The organism is Yoonia vestfoldensis (assembly GCF_002158905.1).
GTDB lineage: Bacteria > Pseudomonadota > Alphaproteobacteria > Rhodobacterales > Rhodobacteraceae > Yoonia > Yoonia vestfoldensis_B.
In genome coordinates this window covers 3333734-3352225 of the sequence record NZ_CP021431.1, presented here as the reverse complement: position 1 = coordinate 3352225, position 18492 = coordinate 3333734, and the positions used below count along the sequence as shown (strand labels likewise).

Genomic DNA, 18492 nt, shown 5'->3' with positions numbered 1-18492 from the left:
CCAGACGCCCGCACCGGAAAAATATCAAAGTGAAATCAAGGAGATGGAAATGCTGAAAGTCAACATGGTGCCCAGGAGAGGACTCGAACCTCCACATCGTTGCCAATACTAGCACCTGAAGCTAGCGCGTCTACCAATTCCGCCACCTGGGCAGGTGTGCTGGGGCGGCAATAAGGCTGCGGCGCGGGCGTGTCAACGGCTTTCGATCTGAAAATCGCAGGATCTTTCGCAGCGCCTGATTGCGCCTTGTCTGACACGGGTAGGGGCGGTAAACGAAAGCGAACGGGAACAAAGGCTGCCTTATGTCAAAGCTTGTCACCATCTTCGGCGGATCCGGTTTTGTGGGGCGGTATATCGCCCGCCGCATGGCGCAAAACGGCTGGCGCGTGCGCGTTGCCGTGCGCAACACCAATCAGGCGATGTTCGTGCGCACCTATGGCGTGGTCGGTCAGGTCGAGCCGGTTTTCTGCAACATCCGGGATGATGCCAGCGTGGCTGCCGTCACCAACGGGGCGGATGCTGTGGTCAATTGCGTCGGCGTTCTGGCGGAATTGCGCAAAAACACCTTTGCCGCCGTCCAGGCCGAAGGTGCGACGCGGATCGCCCGGATCGCGGCGGAAATGGGCGTGGCGCGCATGGTGCATCTGTCGGCCATCGGCGCCAGCGAGACATCGGCCAGCGCATATGCCCGCACCAAGGCTGCAGGCGAACAGGGTGTGCTGGACCATATGCCCGGTGCCGTGATCCTGCGCCCCTCGATCATTTTCGGGGCCGAGGATGAATTTTTCAACCGTTTCGCGGGCATGACCCGTCTTGGCCCGGTGCTGCCTGTCATCGGTGCCGATACGCGGTTCCAGCCGGTCTATGTCGATGATGTGGCCGCCGCCGCCGTCAAAGGCGTGTTGGGCGAGGTCCCCGGCGGGATCTATGAACTGGGCGGGCCGGATGTCGCGACCTTCCGCGCCTTGATGCAGCAGATGCTGGCCGTCGTGCGCCGTCGCCGCCTGATCGTGAATATCCCGTTCTGGGCTGCGCGGATCATGGCGGGCGGGTTCAATATGGCGCGCGTGGTGTCGCTGGGTCTGGTGGTGCCGCCCGTGACGCGCGATCAGGTCGCCAATCTGGCCGTTGATAATGTCGTCAGCGACGCGGCCAAGGGCTTTGCCGATCTGGGGATTACCCCCACCGCGATGATGGCCGTTTTGCCCGATTATCTGTGGCGGTTCCGTCCGTCGGGCCAATATGACGTGATCAAGGAATCGGCCAAGAACCTGCGGTCCTAGCTATAGGCGATGACCAGCAGCACGATCCCAAGCCCGATCCGGTAGATCACATAAGGCGTATAGCTGACGCTGCGCAAAAGCCGCATCATGATCGCCAGCGCGGCCCAGGCGGCCAGGCCCGACATCACAGCCACGATGGCAATATCGCGCAGGTCTGCCGCCGTGGCGGTGCCGATGACGTCAAGGCTTAGCAATGCGCCCGAGGCGATGATGGTCGGGATCGACATCAGCATCGACAGCCGCGCCGCGTCGGGCCGGGCATAGCCCAGCATCCGTGCCGCCGTGATCGTGATACCCGACCGTGACGTGCCGGGGATCAGCGCCACCGCCTGCCACAGCCCCATGATCGCGGCGTCTTTCAATGTCCAGCGTGCGGCGGTCTTGACCGTTTCGCCTTTCTGGTCGGCGATATAGAGCACGATCCCAAAGAGCAGCATCGCCCAGCCGATCACCGCGATCCCGCGCAGCGTATCGGCCAATCCGGTCACTTTCAGGATGAACCCCGCGATGATGACCGGGATCGTCGCGATCAGCAGGCAGAGCGCCAGAAACGCGCCTTGGGTATCGATCTTACCCTGCAACAGCCGGCGCGTTCCGGTCAGCGCCAAGCGCACATCGCCCCAGAAATAGACAATGACCGCCGTCAGCGTGCCCAGATGCGCCGCCACATCGATGATCAGCCCCTGATCGGCCATGCCCGTCAGCCCCGGCAGCAGGATCAGGTGACCCGATGATGACACCGGCAGAAACTCTGTCGCGCCTTGAATCAAGGCCACCAGCAAAAGGTGAAATGTCGTCATGGAAACCGCCGTGGTGATTCGTTCTGCGCACCCTATCCGCATGAAAATTTGAGGGAAGTGCAGATATAGGTCACATATGTTACCTAATTTGCCGCAGAAATTACGTCGCGGCGTCACTTTGCGCGCAAAATTGTCAATATAGGTCAGCTATACTGCCTTTTCTTTTCCAGACCACCGCTCTAGAACGAGGTCTGCGCAGGATGAGGAGGACGGCAATGGCTGGCCAGAGTATGTTGAAATTTACCACCGTTCACCGGGACATGCCCGAAAAACGGCCACCTGACCTGCGCAAGCAGGATTTCAACGAAATCTATGCCGAATATGCCCGTGACAAGGCTGCCGAACAGGCCAGCCGCTGCTCGCAATGCGGCGTGCCTTATTGCCAGACCCATTGCCCGCTGCATAACAATATCCCCGACTGGCTGCGCCTGACCGCCGAAGGCCGGTTGCAGGAAGCTTATGAAATCAGTCAGGCCACGAATACTTTCCCCGAAATCTGTGGCCGCATCTGCCCGCAGGACCGTCTGTGCGAAGGCAATTGCGTCATCGAACAATCGGGCCATGGCACGGTCACGATCGGGTCGGTGGAAAAATACATCACCGATACTGCCTTTGAAAATGGCTGGGTCCAGCCGATCCGCCCGCATGCCGAACGCCCCGAAAGCGTGGGTATCATCGGGGCTGGCCCCGGTGGGCTGGCTGCGGCCGATATGCTGCGCCGTCAGGGTGTGCAGGTTGCGGTTTACGACCGCTATGACCGCGGTGGCGGGTTGATGACCTATGGCATCCCCGGTTTCAAACTGGAAAAAGACATCGTCATGCAGCGCATGGCGCAGCTTGAAGATGGCGGCGTGCAATTCGTGCTGAATTGCAATGTGGGCGAGGATCTGTCCTTTGACGCGATCCGGGGCAAACATGACGCCGTGCTGATCGCAACCGGCGTCTACAAGACCCGTGATTTGCCCGATTCCAGCGCCGAAGGCATCGTGAACGCGATTGATTATCTGACCGCCAGCAACCGCAAATCCTTTGGCGATGAGGTGCCCGAATATGACAGCGGCGCGCTGAATGCGGTTGGCAAGCGCGTTGTCGTCATCGGCGGTGGCGATACGGCGATGGATTGCGTGCGCACCGCGATCCGGCAAGGTGCCGAAAGCGTCAAATGCCTTTACCGCCGTGACCGCGCCAATATGCCCGGATCGCAGCGCGAGGTCGCCAATGCCGAGGAAGAGGGCGTTGAATTCGTCTGGCTCTCTGCGCCGCTTGGGTTCGAGGGCGATGCCGTCTCTGGTGTGAAGGTGCAGAAAATGCGCCTTGGCGCGCCCGACGCGACAGGCCGTCAGATGCCCGAGGTCATCGCCGGTGCCGATTATATCGAAGAGGCCGATCTGGTGATCAAGGCGCTGGGCTTCGAGCCAGAGGATATCCCCACACTCTGGGGTGTGCCGGAACTGGCTGTGACCCGCTGGGGCACGATCAAGGCCGATTTCACCACCGGCAAGACCAGTCTGGACGGTGTCTATGCCGCCGGTGACATCGTGCGTGGCGCGTCGCTGGTCGTCTGGGCCATCCGTGACGGGCGCGATGCGGCGACTGCAATCCTTGACTATCTGGGGCAGGCAGCCTCGGTCGCGGCAGAATGATGGCCAAGCCGCTTTTGACGCTGATCGCGCTGCTGCTGGCGGCCCCTGTCGCCGCGCAGCAAAGCTTTGCGCCGCCGCAGGGCTGCACGGGCAAGCTGACGGTGCAGCACCGCAATTGCGTCTTGGTGAATGTCTGGACCTGTGCGGCGGATCCGGCGGGCCATCAATGGCTGGCGCTGATCGGACAGAACGGCCTGTTCAGCGTGCAGCGCGTCGATGACCAGTTTCAATGGCTGGAAAGCTACAAGTTGAACGGCACCGAGATATTGCAGCTGCCTGCGCCCGACCCGGCGTCTTTGGACGAATTATTCGCGACGCAGCTGGATACATGGGATTTCACGCTGGACACTGATGCTGGCACCGAACGGCATGTCGGCTTTGATATGTTGACCGGCGAAACAATCGTGATCGACGGAGAAACGCTGTTGGTGACGGAATTTCAGGGCCGCACAACCGATGCCGATGGCAATGAGATCTATGCAGGATCCGGTCGCCAATATGTCAGCGAAAACCATCGTTTGTTCTTTCTGGGCGAAGGTTGGGAAGATGCGACGCCGGATCAGATCATGGATTCCTCGCCTGTCGAATTCATCTATCCCGGCGAGGCAGGATTTTTCGCCGACCAGCCCCGTTACGAATGCAATGTGATTGAATCCGGGTTCCGGCCCTAAGGCCAAGCCCCGAAAAATACTCTCGGCCGCGCAAGCGGTGCCGACCCACCGAAGGAGATTATGATGACAAGCTATGACCAGAGCTGGGTAGCGGCAGAAGAAGCCAAGCGCAAATGGATGGCCGAAAACGGCCTCTACCGCGATGATGACGAACATGCGTCTTGCGGTGTCGGCCTTGTGGTCGCGATCGACGGCACGCCCTCGCGTGATGTCGTCGAAAAGGGGATCAATGCGCTCAAAGCGATCTGGCATCGTGGCGCTGTTGATGCCGATGGCAAGACAGGTGATGGCGCGGGCATTCATGTCCAGATCCCGGTGCCGTTCTTTTATGATCAGGTCCGCCGCACCGGCCATGAACCCGATGATGACAAGATGATCGCCGTGGGTCAGGTATTCCTGCCTCGCACCGATTTTGGCGCGCAGGAACGCTGCCGCACGATTGTCGAATCCGAAGTGCTGCGGATGGGCCATTATATCTATGGCTGGCGCCATGTGCCGGTGAATATCGAAGTGCTGGGCGACAAGGCCAATGCCACACGGCCAGAGATCGAGCAGATCCTGATCCGCTGCGAAAAGGACATGACCGAGGAAGAATTCGAGCGCGAGCTTTACATCATCCGCCGCCGCATCGAAAAAGCCGCCGCTGCCGCGCAAATCCCGGGTGTTTATCTGTGTTCGCTGTCCTGCCGGTCGGTGATCTACAAGGGCATGATGCTGGCCGAACAGGTCGCGGAATTCTATCCCGACCTGATGGATGTGCGGTTTGAATCCGCCTTTGCGATCTATCACCAGCGCTATTCGACGAACACCTTTCCGCAATGGTCGCTGGCGCAGCCGTTCCGCATGTTGGCCCATAACGGCGAGATCAACACGCTCAAGGGCAACGTCAACTGGATGAAAAGCCATGAAATCCGCATGGCATCCGGTGCTTTTGGCGATAAGGCCGAAGATATCAAGCCGATCATCCCCTCGGGTGCGTCTGATTCCGCTGCCTTGGATTCTGTTTTCGAAGTGCTGGTCCGCGCCGGTCGCAACGCGCCCATGGCGAAAACCATGCTGGTCCCAGAGGCCTGGTCGCAACAGGCCGTGGAAATGCCGCAGGCCTGGCAGGATATGTACGGCTATTGCAACGCCGTGATGGAACCTTGGGATGGTCCTGCCGCGCTGGCCATGACCGATGGTCGCTGGGTCTGCGGCGGGCTGGACCGCAACGGGTTGCGTCCTTTGCGCTATGTCGTCACGGGCGATGGCCTGCTGGTGGCAGGGTCGGAAATGGGCATGGTCCCCGTGGACGAAGCCAGCGTCGTCGAAAAAGGCGCGCTTGGCCCCGGCCAGATGATCGCCGTCGATATGCTTGAGGGGCGGCTTTACCGCGACCGCGAGCTTAAGGACAAACTGGCCGCTGCCCAGCCCTTTGGTGACTGGGTGGAAAAGGTCGTGGACCTGAACAACCTGATGTGCAACGTGCCGGAAAAGGCGCTGTTTGACGGGGCAGAGCTGCGCAAGCGGCAGGTCGCGGCCGGCTATTCCATCGAAGAGCTGGAACAGGTGCTGGCCCCCATGGCCGAGGATGGCAAGGAAATGATCGCCTCGATGGGCGATGATACGCCATCTGCCGTGCTGTCCACGACCTACCGGCCGTTGTCGCATTTCTTTCGGCAGAATTTCAGCCAGGTCACCAACCCGCCCATCGACTCGTTGCGCGAAAGCCGCGTGATGAGCCTGAAAACGCGGTTCGGCAACCTCAAGAACGTGCTGGACGAGGATTCGTCGCAGACCGAAATTCTGGTGCTGGACAGCCCGTTCATCGCCAATGCGGAATTCGACGAAATGGTCCGCCAGTTCGGTGATAGCGTCGCCTTTATCGACTGTACCTTTGACCCCGGACGGGGCGCGCTGAATGCGGGACTGCAACGTATCCGCGCCGAGGCGGAAGACGCCGTGCGATCCGGTGCGGGCCATCTGGTGCTGACCGACCAGCATCAATCGGCGGACCGTGTGGCGATGCCGATGATTCTGGCCACATCCGCCGTGCATTCGGGGCTGACGGGCAAGGGTCTGCGGACATTCTGTTCGGTCAATATCCGCTCGGCGGAATGTATCGACCCGCATTATTTCGCCGTGCTGATCGGCTGCGGTGCGACGACGGTCAACGCCTATCTGGCGCAGGATTCCATCGCCGACCGTCTGCGCCGCGGGCTGATCGACGGGACGCTGACCGATGCCGTGCGCCGCTATCGCGCGGCCATCGACGCGGGCCTGCTGAAAATTATGTCCAAGATGGGTATTTCGGTCCTGTCGTCCTATCGCGGCGGTCTGAACTTCGAGGCTGTGGGCCTGTCGCGCGCCATGGTCGCCGAATATTTCCCCGGCATGCATAGCCGCATTTCCGGCATCGGCACGACGGGGATTCAGGCCAAGGCTGAAGAAGTCCATGCCAAAGGCTGGAAAAGCGGCAGCGATGTGTTGCCTATCGGTGGTTTCTACAAGGCGCGCCGGTCGGGTGAAAAACACGCTTGGGAAGCGCAGACCATGCATATGTTGCAGGCGGCCTGCAATAATGCGTCCTATGCGCTTTGGCAGCAATATTCCAAGTCGATGCAGGCCAATCCGCCGATCCATCTGCGCGATCTGCTGGCGATCAAACCTTTGGGTGCGCCGGTGCCGATTGAAGAGGTCGAAAGCATCACCGCGATCCGCAAACGGTTCGTGACACCCGGCATGTCGCTCGGCGCGCTGTCGCCCGAAGCGCATAAGACGCTGAACGTCGCGATGAACCGGATCGGTGCGAAATCCGACAGCGGCGAAGGTGGCGAAGACCCCGCGCATTTCGTGCCGGAACCCAATGGCGACAACCCGTCCGCCAAGATCAAACAGGTCGCATCGGGCCGGTTTGGTGTGACAGCGGAATATCTGAACGCCTGCGAAGAGCTGGAAATCAAGGTTGCCCAAGGGGCCAAGCCCGGCGAAGGCGGCCAGCTGCCCGGTATGAAAGTGACGGAACTGATCGCCCGCCTGCGCCATTCGACCAAGGGTGTGACGCTGATTTCACCACCGCCGCACCACGATATCTATTCGATCGAGGATCTGGCGCAGCTGATCTATGACCTCAAGCAGATCAACCCGCGCTGTAAGGTGACGGTGAAACTGGTGGCATCATCCGGCGTTGGCACGATTGCGGCGGGCGTGGCCAAGGCCAAGGCCGATGTGATCCTGATTTCGGGCCATAATGGCGGCACGGGCGCATCGCCCGGCACCTCGATCAAATATGCCGGTCTGCCGTGGGAAATGGGCCTGACAGAGGCGCATCAGGTGCTGGCGATGAACAACCTGCGCGAACGCATCACGCTGCGCACCGATGGCGGTCTGCGCACCGGGCGCGATATCGTCATGGCGGCAATGCTGGGGGCCGAGGAATACGGCATCGGCACCGCCGCCCTGATCGCGATGGGCTGTATCATGGTGCGTCAGTGCCAGTCGAACACCTGCCCCGTCGGTGTGTGCACGCAGGATGATGCCTTGCGCGCCAAGTTCACCGGCAATGCCGAAAAGGTGGTGAACCTGATCACCTTCTACGCGACCGAAGTGCGCGAGATTCTGGCCAGCATCGGGGCGCGGAGCCTTGATGATGTGATCGGGCGCGCGGATTTGCTGACGCAGGTCAGCCGTGGGTCGGCGCATTTGGATGATCTGGACCTGAACCCGCTGCTGATCACCGTCGATGGCGCGCATAAGATCCGCTATGACCGGCACCGCCCACGCACGGCGGTCAATGACACGCTTGATGCGCAGATCGTGCAGGATGCCGCACGTTTCCTCAACGATGGCGAAAAGATGCAGCTGGATTACGCGGTGCAGAATACGTTGCGCAGCATCGGCACCCGCACATCCAGCCATATCGTGCAGAAATTCGGGATGCGCAACGCGCTGCAACCCGACCATCTGACGGTGAAACTGCGTGGCTCGGCGGGGCAATCGCTTGGCGCTTTTGCCGCGCCGGGGCTAAAGCTTGAAGTGTCGGGCGACGCCAATGATTACGTCGGCAAGGGTCTGTCGGGCGGCACCATCGTCGTGCGCCCCCCGATGATCAGCCCGCTGGTCGCCAGCGAGAACACGATCATCGGCAATACCGTGCTTTACGGCGCAACGGCGGGTTATCTGTTCGCCGCGGGGCGTGCGGGTGAACGCTTTGCCGTGCGCAATTCCGGCGCGCATGTCGTGATCGAAGGCTGCGGCACCAATGGTTGCGAATATATGACCGGTGGTGTCGCGGTGATCCTTGGTGGCATCGGCGCGAATTTTGGCGCAGGCATGACCGGCGGGATGGCCTATCTTTATGATCCCAAAGGCGCATCGGCACCCTTGATCAATATGGAAACGCTGGTGACCTGTCCGGTGACGGTCGATCATTGGCATGACCAGCTTAAAGGCCTGATCGAACGTCATGCAGCGGAAACCGGCAGCCGCAAGGCCGCCGATATCTTGCAGCATTGGGATGTGGAAAAAGCGCATTTCGTGCAGATCTGCCCCAAGGAAATGCTGGTCCACCTCAAGCATCCGCTGATGATCGAGGAAACCGCGATACCGGCGGAATGATGCAACGCCCCGCGCTGAATGCAGTCGCGGGGCGCGCGGTCGCTTGACCCAGCTGGCAGGCTTGTGGCTATACAGGGCGATGGCAGATACCCCCAAACCCAATAAACGGCGCGCGCGCAAATCCGCGCGCGACACGGCGGCAAAGAAACCGGGCCTTGGCCTGCGGGTGCTGCGTGCTGTGCGCCGGGTGCTGGTCTGGGGTGGCGGCGGGATCGCGGGCTTTGTTCTGATCTGGACCCTGCTTTATGCGCTGATCAACCCGCCGACCAATGCCTATATGCTGTCCGAAAGCCGCAGGCTGGGCGGGGTGTCACAGGATTGGGTGGCGCTGGACCGGATCGCGCCTGTGATGATCCGCTCTGCGGTGGCGGCGGAGGATGCCAATTTCTGCCTGCATTGGGGGCTTGATGTGAATGCGATCCGCGACGCGATGGAACGCGGGCGGGGCGGGGCCTCGACCATCAGCCAGCAGGTCGTCAAGAACGTGTTTCTGTGGCATGGCCGGTCCTGGGCGCGCAAGTCGATCGAGGCGCTGTGGACCCCCGTCACCGAAGTGTTCTGGAGCAAACGCCGTATCCTTGAAATCTATCTGAATGTCGCCGAATTCGACGCGGGTGTTTTTGGTGTGCAGGCCGCGGCGCGGCATTATTTTGGCGTTGATGCCGCCGATCTGACCGCGACGCAGGCTGCAAGGCTGGCCGCGATCCTGCCTGCGCCCAAGGAACGCTCTGCCGCTAACCCCAGCAGTTTCACCCGCAACCGCGCCGCCCAGATCTTGCAGGGTGCGGCAACGATCGCGGCGGATGGCCGCGCGGAATGTTTCGAGAGATGACGCAGGCATTGAACCCCGCGACCGGTTGCGGCATGGAAGCACGATCACCCAAGCCAGGTTTGCCATGAACACGCTGTATCACTATCCCTTGTCGCCCTATTCGCGCAAAGTGCGGCTTTGCCTCGCTGAAAAGAAGATCGAGGTCGGTCTGGTCGAGGAACGTTATTGGGAACAAAGCCCCGAATTCCTGCGCCGCAACCCTGCCGCCAAGGTGCCGGTGCTGAAGATGAATGGCCGTATCATGTCTGAAAGCACGGCGATCTGCGAATATCTGGAAGATGTGCAGCCCACGCCGCCGCTGATGCCGCGTGATGCCGAGGGCCGCTATGAGATGCGCCGCCTGATCGGCTGGTTCGACGACAAGTTTTATCACGAGGTCACGTCCAAGCTGACCGGCGAACGCGTCTATCGCAAGGTGATGGGCCGTGGCTATCCCGACAGCGCCAATGTCAAGGCCGGCGCGCGCGCGATCAAGTTCCATCTGGATTACATGGCGCATCTGCTGGAAAACCGCCGCTGGCTGGCGGGTAATGACATGACGCTGGCGGATTTCGCGGGGGCGGCGCATCTGTCTTGCCTGGATTACACCAGCGATGTCGATTGGAACCGGCATGAGGTGGTCAAGGATTGGTATGCCAAGATCAAGTCCCGTCCGGCGTTCCGGTCCTTGCTGGCTGACGAGGTGCCGGGCTTTCAGCCGGCGGCGCATTATGCTGATCTGGATTTTTAAGACGGGGCTCTGCCCCCGCGCCTGCGGCGCTCCCCCGGGATATTTGGGCTCGGAAGAGGGATGAAGGAGCGCCTGACAGCCTTTGCGCGTGACGCGGGTTTCGGTAAGGTGGGTGTCTGCCGCCCCGATGCGGTGCCGGAAATGGCCGAACGGCTGGCCGCTTTTGTGGATGATGGCCGCCATGGCCAGATGGCGTGGATGGCCGAGCGGATGGGCTGGCGTGGCGACCCGACAGCGCTTTGGCCCGCGGCGCGGTCGGTCATCATGCTGGCCGAGGTCTATACCCCCGATCATGATCCGCTTGCCGTGCTGGAGGCACGCGACCGCGCGGCGATCAGCGTTTATGCCCAGGGCCGCGATTATCATGATGTCGTCAAGAAGCGTCTGAAGGTCGTGGGCCGCTGGTTGATCGACCAGGTGCCGGGGGCCGAGATCAAGGTCTTTGTCGATACAGCCCCTGTCATGGAAAAGCCGCTGGCGCAGGCGGCGGGGCTGGGCTGGCAGGGCAAGCATACCAATCTTTTGGGCCGTGATCTGGGCAATTGGGTCTTTCTAGGTGCGATCTTTACCACCGTCGATCTGGAACCTGACACACCCGAGATCAGCCATTGCGGGTCTTGCACCGCCTGTCTGGATATTTGTCCGACCCAGGCCTTTCCGGCCCCTTACCAGCTGGATGCGCGGCGCTGTATTTCTTATCTGACCATCGAACATAAAGGCCCGGTGGACCTGGACCTGCGCGCTTTGATGGGCAACCGGATTTATGGCTGTGACGATTGTCTGGCGGTCTGTCCCTGGAACAAGTTCGCAGCCTCTGGCCGTGATGCAAGGTTGGCCGCGCGCGATGATCTGCTGGCGCCGCCTTTGGCAGAGCTGGCGCAGCTGGATGATGCCGCCTTTCGCGCCCGTTTTGCCGGATCGCCGATCAAGCGGATCGGGCGCGACCGCTTCGTGCGCAATGTCGCCTATGCGCTGGGCAATTCGGGTGACCCGGCGATGGTGGCCCCGCTGTCACATCTGGTTGATGATCCTGATCCGGCCGTGGCGGATGCGGCGCGCTGGGCTATCCTGCGTCTGAACGCAGATGCGCCATGACTTGGGTGTCTTGATATTGATCCCGCCCTTCGCCGTGGCGCAGGTGGATCAGGGCAGCTGAATGCCGATTTGACCCCCGCCTTTGCCAACCAGACCCGCGCGTCCGGTGCAATCTTGCGCGTCACGCCGCAGTCAGCCTAGCTGGTTGCCCGTCGCGCGGCGGCAAAAGACACCAATTGCCGTGATTTTTCATCCCAGAGATCGAGGCTGGCGCATTTGAGGCTTTGCAGCAGGGTCATCCGGCTGCAATCCACAAGATCCTGATGATCGCGCAAGACCTCGGTCAGGCGGTAAAACGGGATCCGGCTGTAGAGGTGATGCACATGATGGATGCCGATATTGGCGGTGAACCAGCGCAGGATCGGCGGCAGGTCGTAATGGGAACTGCCGTGCAGGGCGGCATCGTGCAATTGCCAGTTTTCGGTCGTGTCCCAATGGGTCGTTTCGAACTGGTGCTGCACATAGAACAGCCAGACCCCGATCGAGGCGGCGATCAATGTCGTGGGCAGGAACACCAGAAACAGCGCCGCAAAACCACCGATATAGAAGATCGCGCCAAGGATCACCGCAACGGCCAGATTGGTGCCCATGGCGCTGATCCAATATTTTCTTTCGCGCTGCATCCGGCCCAGCGGCACGCGGTTTTGCAGGAAAAAGATATAGGTTGGCCCCAGCCCGAACATCACCAGCGGATGCCGGTAGGCCCGATACAGGAACCGCCCGAACGGCGTACGCTGGTGGTATTCCTCGACCGTGAGGGTCATCACATCGCCGATGCCACGCTGGTCCAGATCGCCCGCATGGCTGTGGTGGATCGAATGGGTGCGCCGCCAGACATCATAGGGCGTCAGGGTCACGACGCCCAAGGCCCGCCCGATCCAGTCGCTGACATTGCGGTTGCCGAAGAACGATCCATGTCCGCAATCATGCTGGATGCAGAACAGCCGCAGCAGGAACAGGCCGTTCAGCGCCGAGATCAAGAGAGCACCCAGATAGCTGAATTGCGAGACCCAGACCGCAAGCACCCATAACAGGATGAAAGGGATCAGGCTGACCGCCAATTCAAAGCTGCTGCGCCAATTGCTGGGCTCGCGGTATTGCGCAAGCACATGCACCCAGTCGCGCGCGGTCATGTCTGAAGGGCGGTCTTTGGTTCTGCTCATCATGTTCTTCTTATGCGGTTTTGTAACCGGTACCCGAGCCGCTGCGATAAGCAAGCGAAAAGGGCTTCATTGTGTCCGGATGCCGCAATAGTGTCGCAGTCAAAAGGGAAAATCATGCAGCCGCTCAAGGGAATCGTCTTCAAGGTCGCGTCGGTCGGCATGTTCATGGCGATGGCAGGGCTGATCAAGGCCGCCTCGGAAACCGTGCCGCCGGGGCAGGCGGTTTTCTTTCGGTCCTTTTTTGCCCTGCCGATCATTTTTGGCTGGTTGGCCCTGCGGGGCGAATTGCGCCATGGCTGGAAAACCAAGAATACCATGGGCCATTTCTGGCGCGGTCTGGTCGGCACTTCGGCGATGGGGTTGGGCTTTGCGGGTTTGGGTCTGTTGCCGCTGCCCGAGGTGACGGCCATCGGCTATGCCGCGCCTTTGCTGGTGGTGATCTTTGCTGCGATGTTCCTGAACGAAGATGTGCGCGCCTTTCGCCTGTCGGCGGTTGCGCTGGGCATGGTCGGCGTGCTGGTGGTCTTGTCGCCGCGCCTGTCGATGGGCGCGTCACTGAACACGGCTGAAACTCTGGGCGCAATCGTCGTGTTGATGGGGGCGGTGCTGACGGCGCTGGCGCAGGTCTTTGTGCGCAAATTGGTGGCGACCGAGACGACGGCGGCCATCGTGTTATGGTTCACTGTTACGTCATCCTTGCTGGCGCTGCTGACGATCCCCTGGGGCTGGGTCACGCCCACATGGAATATTGCCGGGCTTTTGGTCATGGCGGGGCTTTTGGGCGGGATCGGGCAGATTTTCCTGACCTCCAGCTATCGTTTCGCCGATGCATCGCTGGTGGCGCCTTTCGATTACACCTCGATCATCCTGGCGCTGGCGATCGGCTATTTCATCTTTGACGAGGTGCCGACCGGCCCGATGCTGATCGGGGCGGGTATCGTCATCCTTGCCGGCGTGCTGATCATCTGGCGTGAACGCAAGCTGGGCCTACAGCGCGCCCAGCAACGCAAAGCCACCGGCAACACGGGGAGTTGAGGCGAAATTGCAGGAACTTTGGGCCGGTTTGTGGTATGATCAGAGTCCGCAATGGAAGGAGGATCTGATGAAACATCCACTTGATCACGCCAAGACAGTCTCGGGCAATGCATTGCAGCGGGCCATTGGCATGAAAAAGGATGCCTTGCCGCGCCGCATGACCTTGGACCTGCAAAAGCGGCCGCGCGCGCATATGTCTGCCCGTCGTGCCACGGAATTTCTGCGCATCGCGCGTCAGGCGGACACGCCAATCTGGCAGCGCTGAGGCTGAAAAGGGCGCCTTTGGGGCGCCCTTTATCTGATCGGGCTAGGCGCGGACCAGTTTTTCGTAATCGGCCGCGATGTCGCGGGTCAATGCGCCGACCTCGAAATTGTAATCACCGATCTGGCCGACGGGTGTGACCTCGGCGGCGGTGCCGGTCAGCCAGCATTGCTGGAAACCTTCCAGTTCTTCGGGCATGATCACACGTTCATGCACCGCGATCCCCTTGTCACGCAGCATCCCGATCACGGTCTGACGGGTGATCCCGTTCAAAAAGGCATCGGCCTTGGGCGTGTGGACCTCGCCATCCTTGACGAAGAATAGGTTGGCGCCGGTCGCCTCGGCCACATAGCCGCGGTAATCGAACATCATCGCATCCGAACAGCCTTTGGCTTCGGCGGCGTGTTTGGACATGGTGGCGATCATGTAAAGACCGGCGGCCTTGGCCTGGCTGGGCGCGGTTTCGGGGCTGGGGCGTTTCCATTTCGCAATATCAAGCTTGGCGCCACGGGTTTTCGCATCGCCATAATAATTGCCCCATTCCCAGACCGCGACGGCCAGATGCACAGGGTTGCGCGCCGCCGCGACGCCCATATCCTCGCCTGATCCGCGCCAGGCGACGGGACGGACATAGGCGTCTTTAAGGCCATTGGCATCAAGGGCCGCCTGTTTGGCCGCCTCGATTTCATCCACCGAATAGGGGATCTGGAAATCGATCAACTGGCCCGATTTGATCAGCCGTTCGGAATGCGCGCGCGATTTGAAGATCTTGCCACTATAGCAACGCTCGCCCTCGAATACCGAAGAGGCATAATGCATCGCATGGGTCAGGATATGCACATTGGCGTCGCGCCATTCTACAAGTTTGCCATCCAGCCAGATCTTGCCGTCCCTGTCGTCATAAGCGCCTGCCATGGTTCCTCCACACTTTGCAATTGTGTCGCAACAAGGTCCGTTTCGGATATAATGTTGCGCAATTTCCCCAAATCGCTAACAGTTGATTCTTGGAATGTCAATAAAGCTGACGTATTGTCGACCAGGTAACGAGGGAGGACAGGATGCCAGAAGGCACGCGGCCCCAGATGGGGCAAAACCTGCTGTTCCTGACGGATGAACAGTTGCGCAAAGGGATCGAGGCGATGTTTTTCGCCTATCGTGGGTTCACCGCGGACCCGGACCGTATTCTGGCGCAGAAATCCTATGGCCGCGCGCATCACCGCGCGCTGCATTTCATCCATCGCAGCCCCGGCACCACAGTCAACAATCTGTTGTCGATACTTGGTGTTACAAAACAATCGCTTAATCGTGTGTTGCGCAGCCTGATCGAGGACGGTCTGGTCATCAGCAGCGTTGGCCAAAAGGATAAACGCGAACGTCATCTGCATCTGACCCCGGCCGGTGCAACGCTGGAACGCGAATTATCCGATGCCCAGCGTGACCGGATGCGCGCCGCTTATCGGGCGGCCGGACCCTCGGCTGTGGTCGGGTTCCGTCAGGTGCTCGAGGCGATGATGGACCCAGAGGCGCGCCTGCATTACGAGGCGATGAAGGACAAACCGGAATGAGTGCTGACGACGCCCACCTGTTGATTGTCGATGACGACGCCCGGATTCGCAGCCTTTTGCAGAAATTCCTGATGCGCGCGGGGTTTCTGGTCACCACCGCGCGCGATGCCGCCCATGCCCGCCGGGTGCTGGCGGGGCTGGAATTCGATCTGATCGTGCTGGATGTCATGATGTCCGGCGAGGATGGGATCGCGCTGTGCCGTGACCTGCGCCGGAGCATCACCACCCCGATCATGCTGCTGACCGCCAAGGGTGAAACGATCGACCGGATCACCGGGCTGGAGGCGGGGGCGGATGATTATCTGGTCAAGCCCTTCGAGCCAAAGGAATTGTTGTTGCGCATCAACGCGATCCTGCGCCGTGTCCCCGCCGCCGACCCTGTCGTGATCCTGCCCAAGGTGCTGCATATGGGTCCGGTGCGCTATGATATCGAGCGCGGCGAGATGTGGCATGGCGAAGATCTTGTCCGCCTGACCGCCACAGAAAGCCAGTTGATGCGCATCTTTTCGGGCCGCCCCGGCGAGCCTGTCACCCGCACCAAGCTGGTCGAGGAACTGAGCCGGTCGGGCGGGCAGACCCAGGAACGTGCCGTCGATGTCCAGATCACCCGCCTGCGCCGCAAGATCGAGACCGACCCCAAACAGCCGCGGTTCCTGCAAACGGTCCGCGGCGAAGGCTATATGCTGGCCCCGGAATAAAACTTTTGGGCCTCCGGCGGGAGTATTTTTGGAAAAAAGAACCCTGTTGAGCTTTGTCATGGAATTGGGTTCTGTGGGGCTATGACAACTGCGCTGATCTTTCACGATGATGGCCTTGGCCATGTGACGCCCCCCGGCCATCCCGAGCAGGTGGCGCGGCTGGGTGCCGTGCTGGATGCTTTGGACGGGATCGCCCTTTTGCGCGTCAAGGCGCCATTGGCGGCCGAGGATGATTTGCTGCGCGCCCATCCGCAGGCGCATATCGATGCTCTGCGCGCGGCGGCACCTGCAACGGGCTGGCGCGCGCTGGATGCCGATACCCATATGTCCCCTGGCACGCTGGCCGCGGCTTATCGCGCGGCGGGGGCTGTGGTGCGCGCGGTCGATCTGGTCATGGCGGGCGAGGTCGCCAATGCCTTTGCCGCGATGCGCCCGCCCGGTCACCATGCCGAACGCGCGACTGCGATGGGTTTTTGTTTCTTTGGCAATGTGGCGATTGCGGCCAAACATGCGCTGGACCATCACGGGCTGTCCCGGGTCGCTATTGTCGATTTCGACGTGCATCACGGCAATGGCACGCAGGATCTGGTCGAGGATGATCCGCGCATCCTGTTTTGTTCCACGCATCAATCACCGCTTTATCCCGGCACCGGGGCCGCGCATGAAACCGGTGTGGGCAATGTGCTGAACGTGCCTTTGCGCGGCGGTACGGGGTCCAAGGCGTTTCGCGATGTGATGGAGCGCGTGGTTTTGCCCCGCGTCGATGCCTTTGCGCCTGAGCTGATCCTGATTTCGGCGGGGTTCGATGCGCATCGCGATGATCCGCTGGCGGGGCTGGAGCTGACCGAGGATGATTTCGCCTGGATCACCGCGCGTCTATGCGATCTTGCGGACAGCCATTGCCACGGCAGGGTGGTGTCGGCGCTGGAAGGCGGCTATGACCTATTGGCGCTGGGCGCATCCGCAGCCGCCCATGTCCGTATTTTGGAGGAAAGAGGCCGATGACCGAGGTTGACCAGATGAGTTTCGAAGACGCAATCAAGGAGCTGGAAACCGTTGTCGGCCAGTTGGAGCGCGGCGATGTGGCACTTGACCAATCCATTGCGCTATATGAGCGCGGTGCTGCGCTGAAGGCCCGCTGCGAGGCCAAGCTGAAGGAAGCCGAGGAAAAGGTCGCCCGCATCACCTTGGGCGAGACGGGCCAGCCGACAGGGACAGCGCCGCTGGATGGTTGACCTGCTTGCGCGGCGCCCCTTGCCTGATGCCTTGCCAGAGGCGGGGCGGATCGCGACCCAGACCATAGCGGCCAGCCTGTCGGACCTGTCCGGACCCGTGCCTGAGGCGATGATCTATGCTGTCACGGGCGGCAAGGCTTTGCGCGCTTTTCTGGCCTTGGAAACCGCCCGTCTGCATGGTGTCTCGCCGCAGGTCGCGGCCCATGCGGCGGCGGCGATCGAATGTATCCATGCCTATTCGCTGGTGCATGATGATCTGCCCTGCATGGATGACGACGACCTGCGCCGTGGCCAGCCCACGGTCCATAAGCGCTGGGACGAGGCAACGGCCGTGCTGGCGGGCGATGCTTTGCAGGCGCTGGCCTTTGAATTACTCGGCAGGCTGGATTGTCCGGATGCGCCCAAGATCGACCTGATGCTGACCCTTGCCCAGGCGGCGGGCGTGCGCGGCATGGTGGGCGGGCAGGCGGCGGATATTGCGGCGGAAACGGCGGCTCTGCCGCTGGTGCTGGATCAGATCATCGCCTTGCAGGCGGGCAAGACCGGTGCGTTGATTTCATGGGCCGCGTTGGTCGGGCCGCGTATGGCGCAGGCCGATCAGGCCGCTTTGCGCATTTATGGCGATTGTCTGGGTCTGGCCTTCCAGATCGCTGATGATGTGCTGGATGTGACCGGCGATGCAGCACTTGTCGGCAAGGCCGTGGGCAAGGATGCGGCGGCGGGCAAGGCGACTTTCGTGTCTCTTTTAGGGCTGGATGGGGCGAAACGCCGCGCAGCGGATCTGGTCACGCAGGCTTGTGATGCGCTATCTGCCTATGGCGATGATGCCGAAACATTAAAGGACGCCGCGCGTTTTGTCACCGCGCGCACGCATTAGGAAGGGT

At 61.0% G+C, this 18492-nt stretch carries 17 protein-coding genes and 1 tRNA gene; 14 read left to right on the top strand and 4 right to left on the bottom strand.

Annotated features, from left to right (window positions below; genetic code table 11):
• Positions 1–65: 65 nt before the first annotated feature.
• Positions 66–152, bottom strand: a tRNA-Leu gene (locus LOKVESSMR4R_RS16765).
• Between the two features lie 150 nt (positions 153–302).
• On the opposite strand from LOKVESSMR4R_RS16765, the gene LOKVESSMR4R_RS16760 reads away from it, so the two are divergent.
• Positions 303–1283, top strand: a complete 981-nt coding sequence (locus tag LOKVESSMR4R_RS16760) for a complex I NDUFA9 subunit family protein (protein ID WP_087210962.1) — start codon at positions 303–305, stop codon at positions 1281–1283.
• Here the strand turns inward: LOKVESSMR4R_RS16760 and LOKVESSMR4R_RS16755 are convergent.
• Positions 1280–2083 carry an undecaprenyl-diphosphate phosphatase gene (locus LOKVESSMR4R_RS16755; RefSeq protein ID WP_087210958.1) on the bottom strand — a complete coding sequence of 268 codons (804 nt, stop codon included), beginning with the start codon at positions 2081–2083 and terminating at the stop codon, positions 1280–1282. The two genes, LOKVESSMR4R_RS16760 and LOKVESSMR4R_RS16755, sit on opposite strands and share 4 nt — an antisense overlap.
• Before the next feature lie 215 nt (positions 2084–2298).
• On the opposite strand from LOKVESSMR4R_RS16755, the gene LOKVESSMR4R_RS16750 reads away from it, so the two are divergent.
• From LOKVESSMR4R_RS16750 to queG, 6 genes are all read left to right on the top strand, one after another.
• The gene (locus tag LOKVESSMR4R_RS16750; RefSeq protein ID WP_087210956.1) at positions 2299–3726 is read left to right on the top strand and encodes an NAD(P)-dependent oxidoreductase; all 1428 of its coding nucleotides are present in this window, start codon (positions 2299–2301) and stop codon (positions 3724–3726) included.
• Positions 3723–4397 (top strand): hypothetical protein, encoded by a 675-nt coding sequence (locus LOKVESSMR4R_RS16745; RefSeq protein WP_237331828.1) that lies wholly within the window; start codon positions 3723–3725, stop codon positions 4395–4397. Before LOKVESSMR4R_RS16750 ends, LOKVESSMR4R_RS16745 begins: the two co-directional genes overlap by 4 nt.
• A gap of 63 nt (positions 4398–4460) precedes the next feature.
• Positions 4461–8993, top strand: a complete 4533-nt coding sequence (gene gltB / locus LOKVESSMR4R_RS16740; RefSeq protein ID WP_087210954.1) for a glutamate synthase large subunit — start codon at positions 4461–4463, stop codon at positions 8991–8993.
• A gap of 79 nt (positions 8994–9072) precedes the next feature.
• Positions 9073–9825: a monofunctional biosynthetic peptidoglycan transglycosylase gene (gene mtgA / locus LOKVESSMR4R_RS16735; RefSeq protein WP_087210951.1), complete on the top strand. Its 753-nt coding sequence runs from the start codon at positions 9073–9075 to the stop codon at positions 9823–9825.
• A 64-nt stretch (positions 9826–9889) separates the two neighbouring features.
• Positions 9890–10555: a glutathione S-transferase family protein gene (locus LOKVESSMR4R_RS16730; protein WP_087213471.1), complete on the top strand. Its 666-nt coding sequence runs from the start codon at positions 9890–9892 to the stop codon at positions 10553–10555.
• A gap of 60 nt (positions 10556–10615) precedes the next feature.
• Complete coding sequence (gene queG, locus LOKVESSMR4R_RS16725; protein WP_087210949.1) at positions 10616–11650, top strand: tRNA epoxyqueuosine(34) reductase QueG; 1035 nt, start codon at positions 10616–10618, stop codon at positions 11648–11650.
• A gap of 137 nt (positions 11651–11787) precedes the next feature.
• On the opposite strand, the gene LOKVESSMR4R_RS16720 is transcribed toward queG, so the two are convergent.
• The gene (locus tag LOKVESSMR4R_RS16720; RefSeq protein ID WP_087210946.1) at positions 11788–12813 is read right to left on the bottom strand and encodes a fatty acid desaturase; all 1026 of its coding nucleotides are present in this window, start codon (positions 12811–12813) and stop codon (positions 11788–11790) included.
• Between the two features lie 114 nt (positions 12814–12927).
• Here LOKVESSMR4R_RS16720 and LOKVESSMR4R_RS16715 point away from each other — a divergent pair, with 114 nt between their 5' ends.
• Both LOKVESSMR4R_RS16715 and LOKVESSMR4R_RS16710 read left to right on the top strand, forming a co-directional pair.
• Positions 12928–13848, top strand: coding sequence for a DMT family transporter (locus LOKVESSMR4R_RS16715; protein WP_087210943.1), 921 nt, complete (start codon positions 12928–12930; stop codon positions 13846–13848).
• 67 nt (positions 13849–13915) lie between these two features.
• On the top strand, positions 13916–14113 hold the full coding sequence (locus LOKVESSMR4R_RS16710; protein ID WP_087213468.1) for a hypothetical protein: 198 nt from the start codon (positions 13916–13918) through the stop codon (positions 14111–14113).
• A gap of 42 nt (positions 14114–14155) precedes the next feature.
• On the opposite strand, the gene LOKVESSMR4R_RS16705 is transcribed toward LOKVESSMR4R_RS16710, so the two are convergent.
• Positions 14156–15025, bottom strand: a complete 870-nt coding sequence (locus LOKVESSMR4R_RS16705) for a branched-chain amino acid aminotransferase (protein WP_087210939.1) — start codon at positions 15023–15025, stop codon at positions 14156–14158.
• Between the two features lie 143 nt (positions 15026–15168).
• Here LOKVESSMR4R_RS16705 and LOKVESSMR4R_RS16700 point away from each other — a divergent pair, with 143 nt between their 5' ends.
• From LOKVESSMR4R_RS16700 to LOKVESSMR4R_RS16680, 5 genes are all read left to right on the top strand, one after another.
• Entirely contained in the window at positions 15169–15675 is a 507-nt protein-coding gene (locus LOKVESSMR4R_RS16700) for a MarR family winged helix-turn-helix transcriptional regulator (protein WP_087210938.1), read from the top strand.
• The gene (locus tag LOKVESSMR4R_RS16695; RefSeq protein ID WP_087210935.1) at positions 15672–16373 is read left to right on the top strand and encodes a response regulator; all 702 of its coding nucleotides are present in this window, start codon (positions 15672–15674) and stop codon (positions 16371–16373) included. The genes LOKVESSMR4R_RS16700 and LOKVESSMR4R_RS16695 overlap by 4 nt, the downstream gene beginning before the upstream one ends.
• 81 nt (positions 16374–16454) lie before the next feature.
• Positions 16455–17378 (top strand): histone deacetylase family protein, encoded by a 924-nt coding sequence (locus tag LOKVESSMR4R_RS16690; RefSeq protein ID WP_087210932.1) that lies wholly within the window; start codon positions 16455–16457, stop codon positions 17376–17378.
• Positions 17375–17608 (top strand): exodeoxyribonuclease VII small subunit, encoded by a 234-nt coding sequence (locus LOKVESSMR4R_RS16685; protein ID WP_087210929.1) that lies wholly within the window; start codon positions 17375–17377, stop codon positions 17606–17608. The genes LOKVESSMR4R_RS16690 and LOKVESSMR4R_RS16685 overlap by 4 nt, the downstream gene beginning before the upstream one ends.
• Positions 17601–18485 carry a polyprenyl synthetase family protein gene (locus LOKVESSMR4R_RS16680; protein WP_087210926.1) on the top strand — a complete coding sequence of 295 codons (885 nt, stop codon included), beginning with the start codon at positions 17601–17603 and terminating at the stop codon, positions 18483–18485. The genes LOKVESSMR4R_RS16685 and LOKVESSMR4R_RS16680 overlap by 8 nt, the downstream gene beginning before the upstream one ends.
• The last annotated feature ends 7 nt before the right edge of the window (positions 18486–18492 follow it).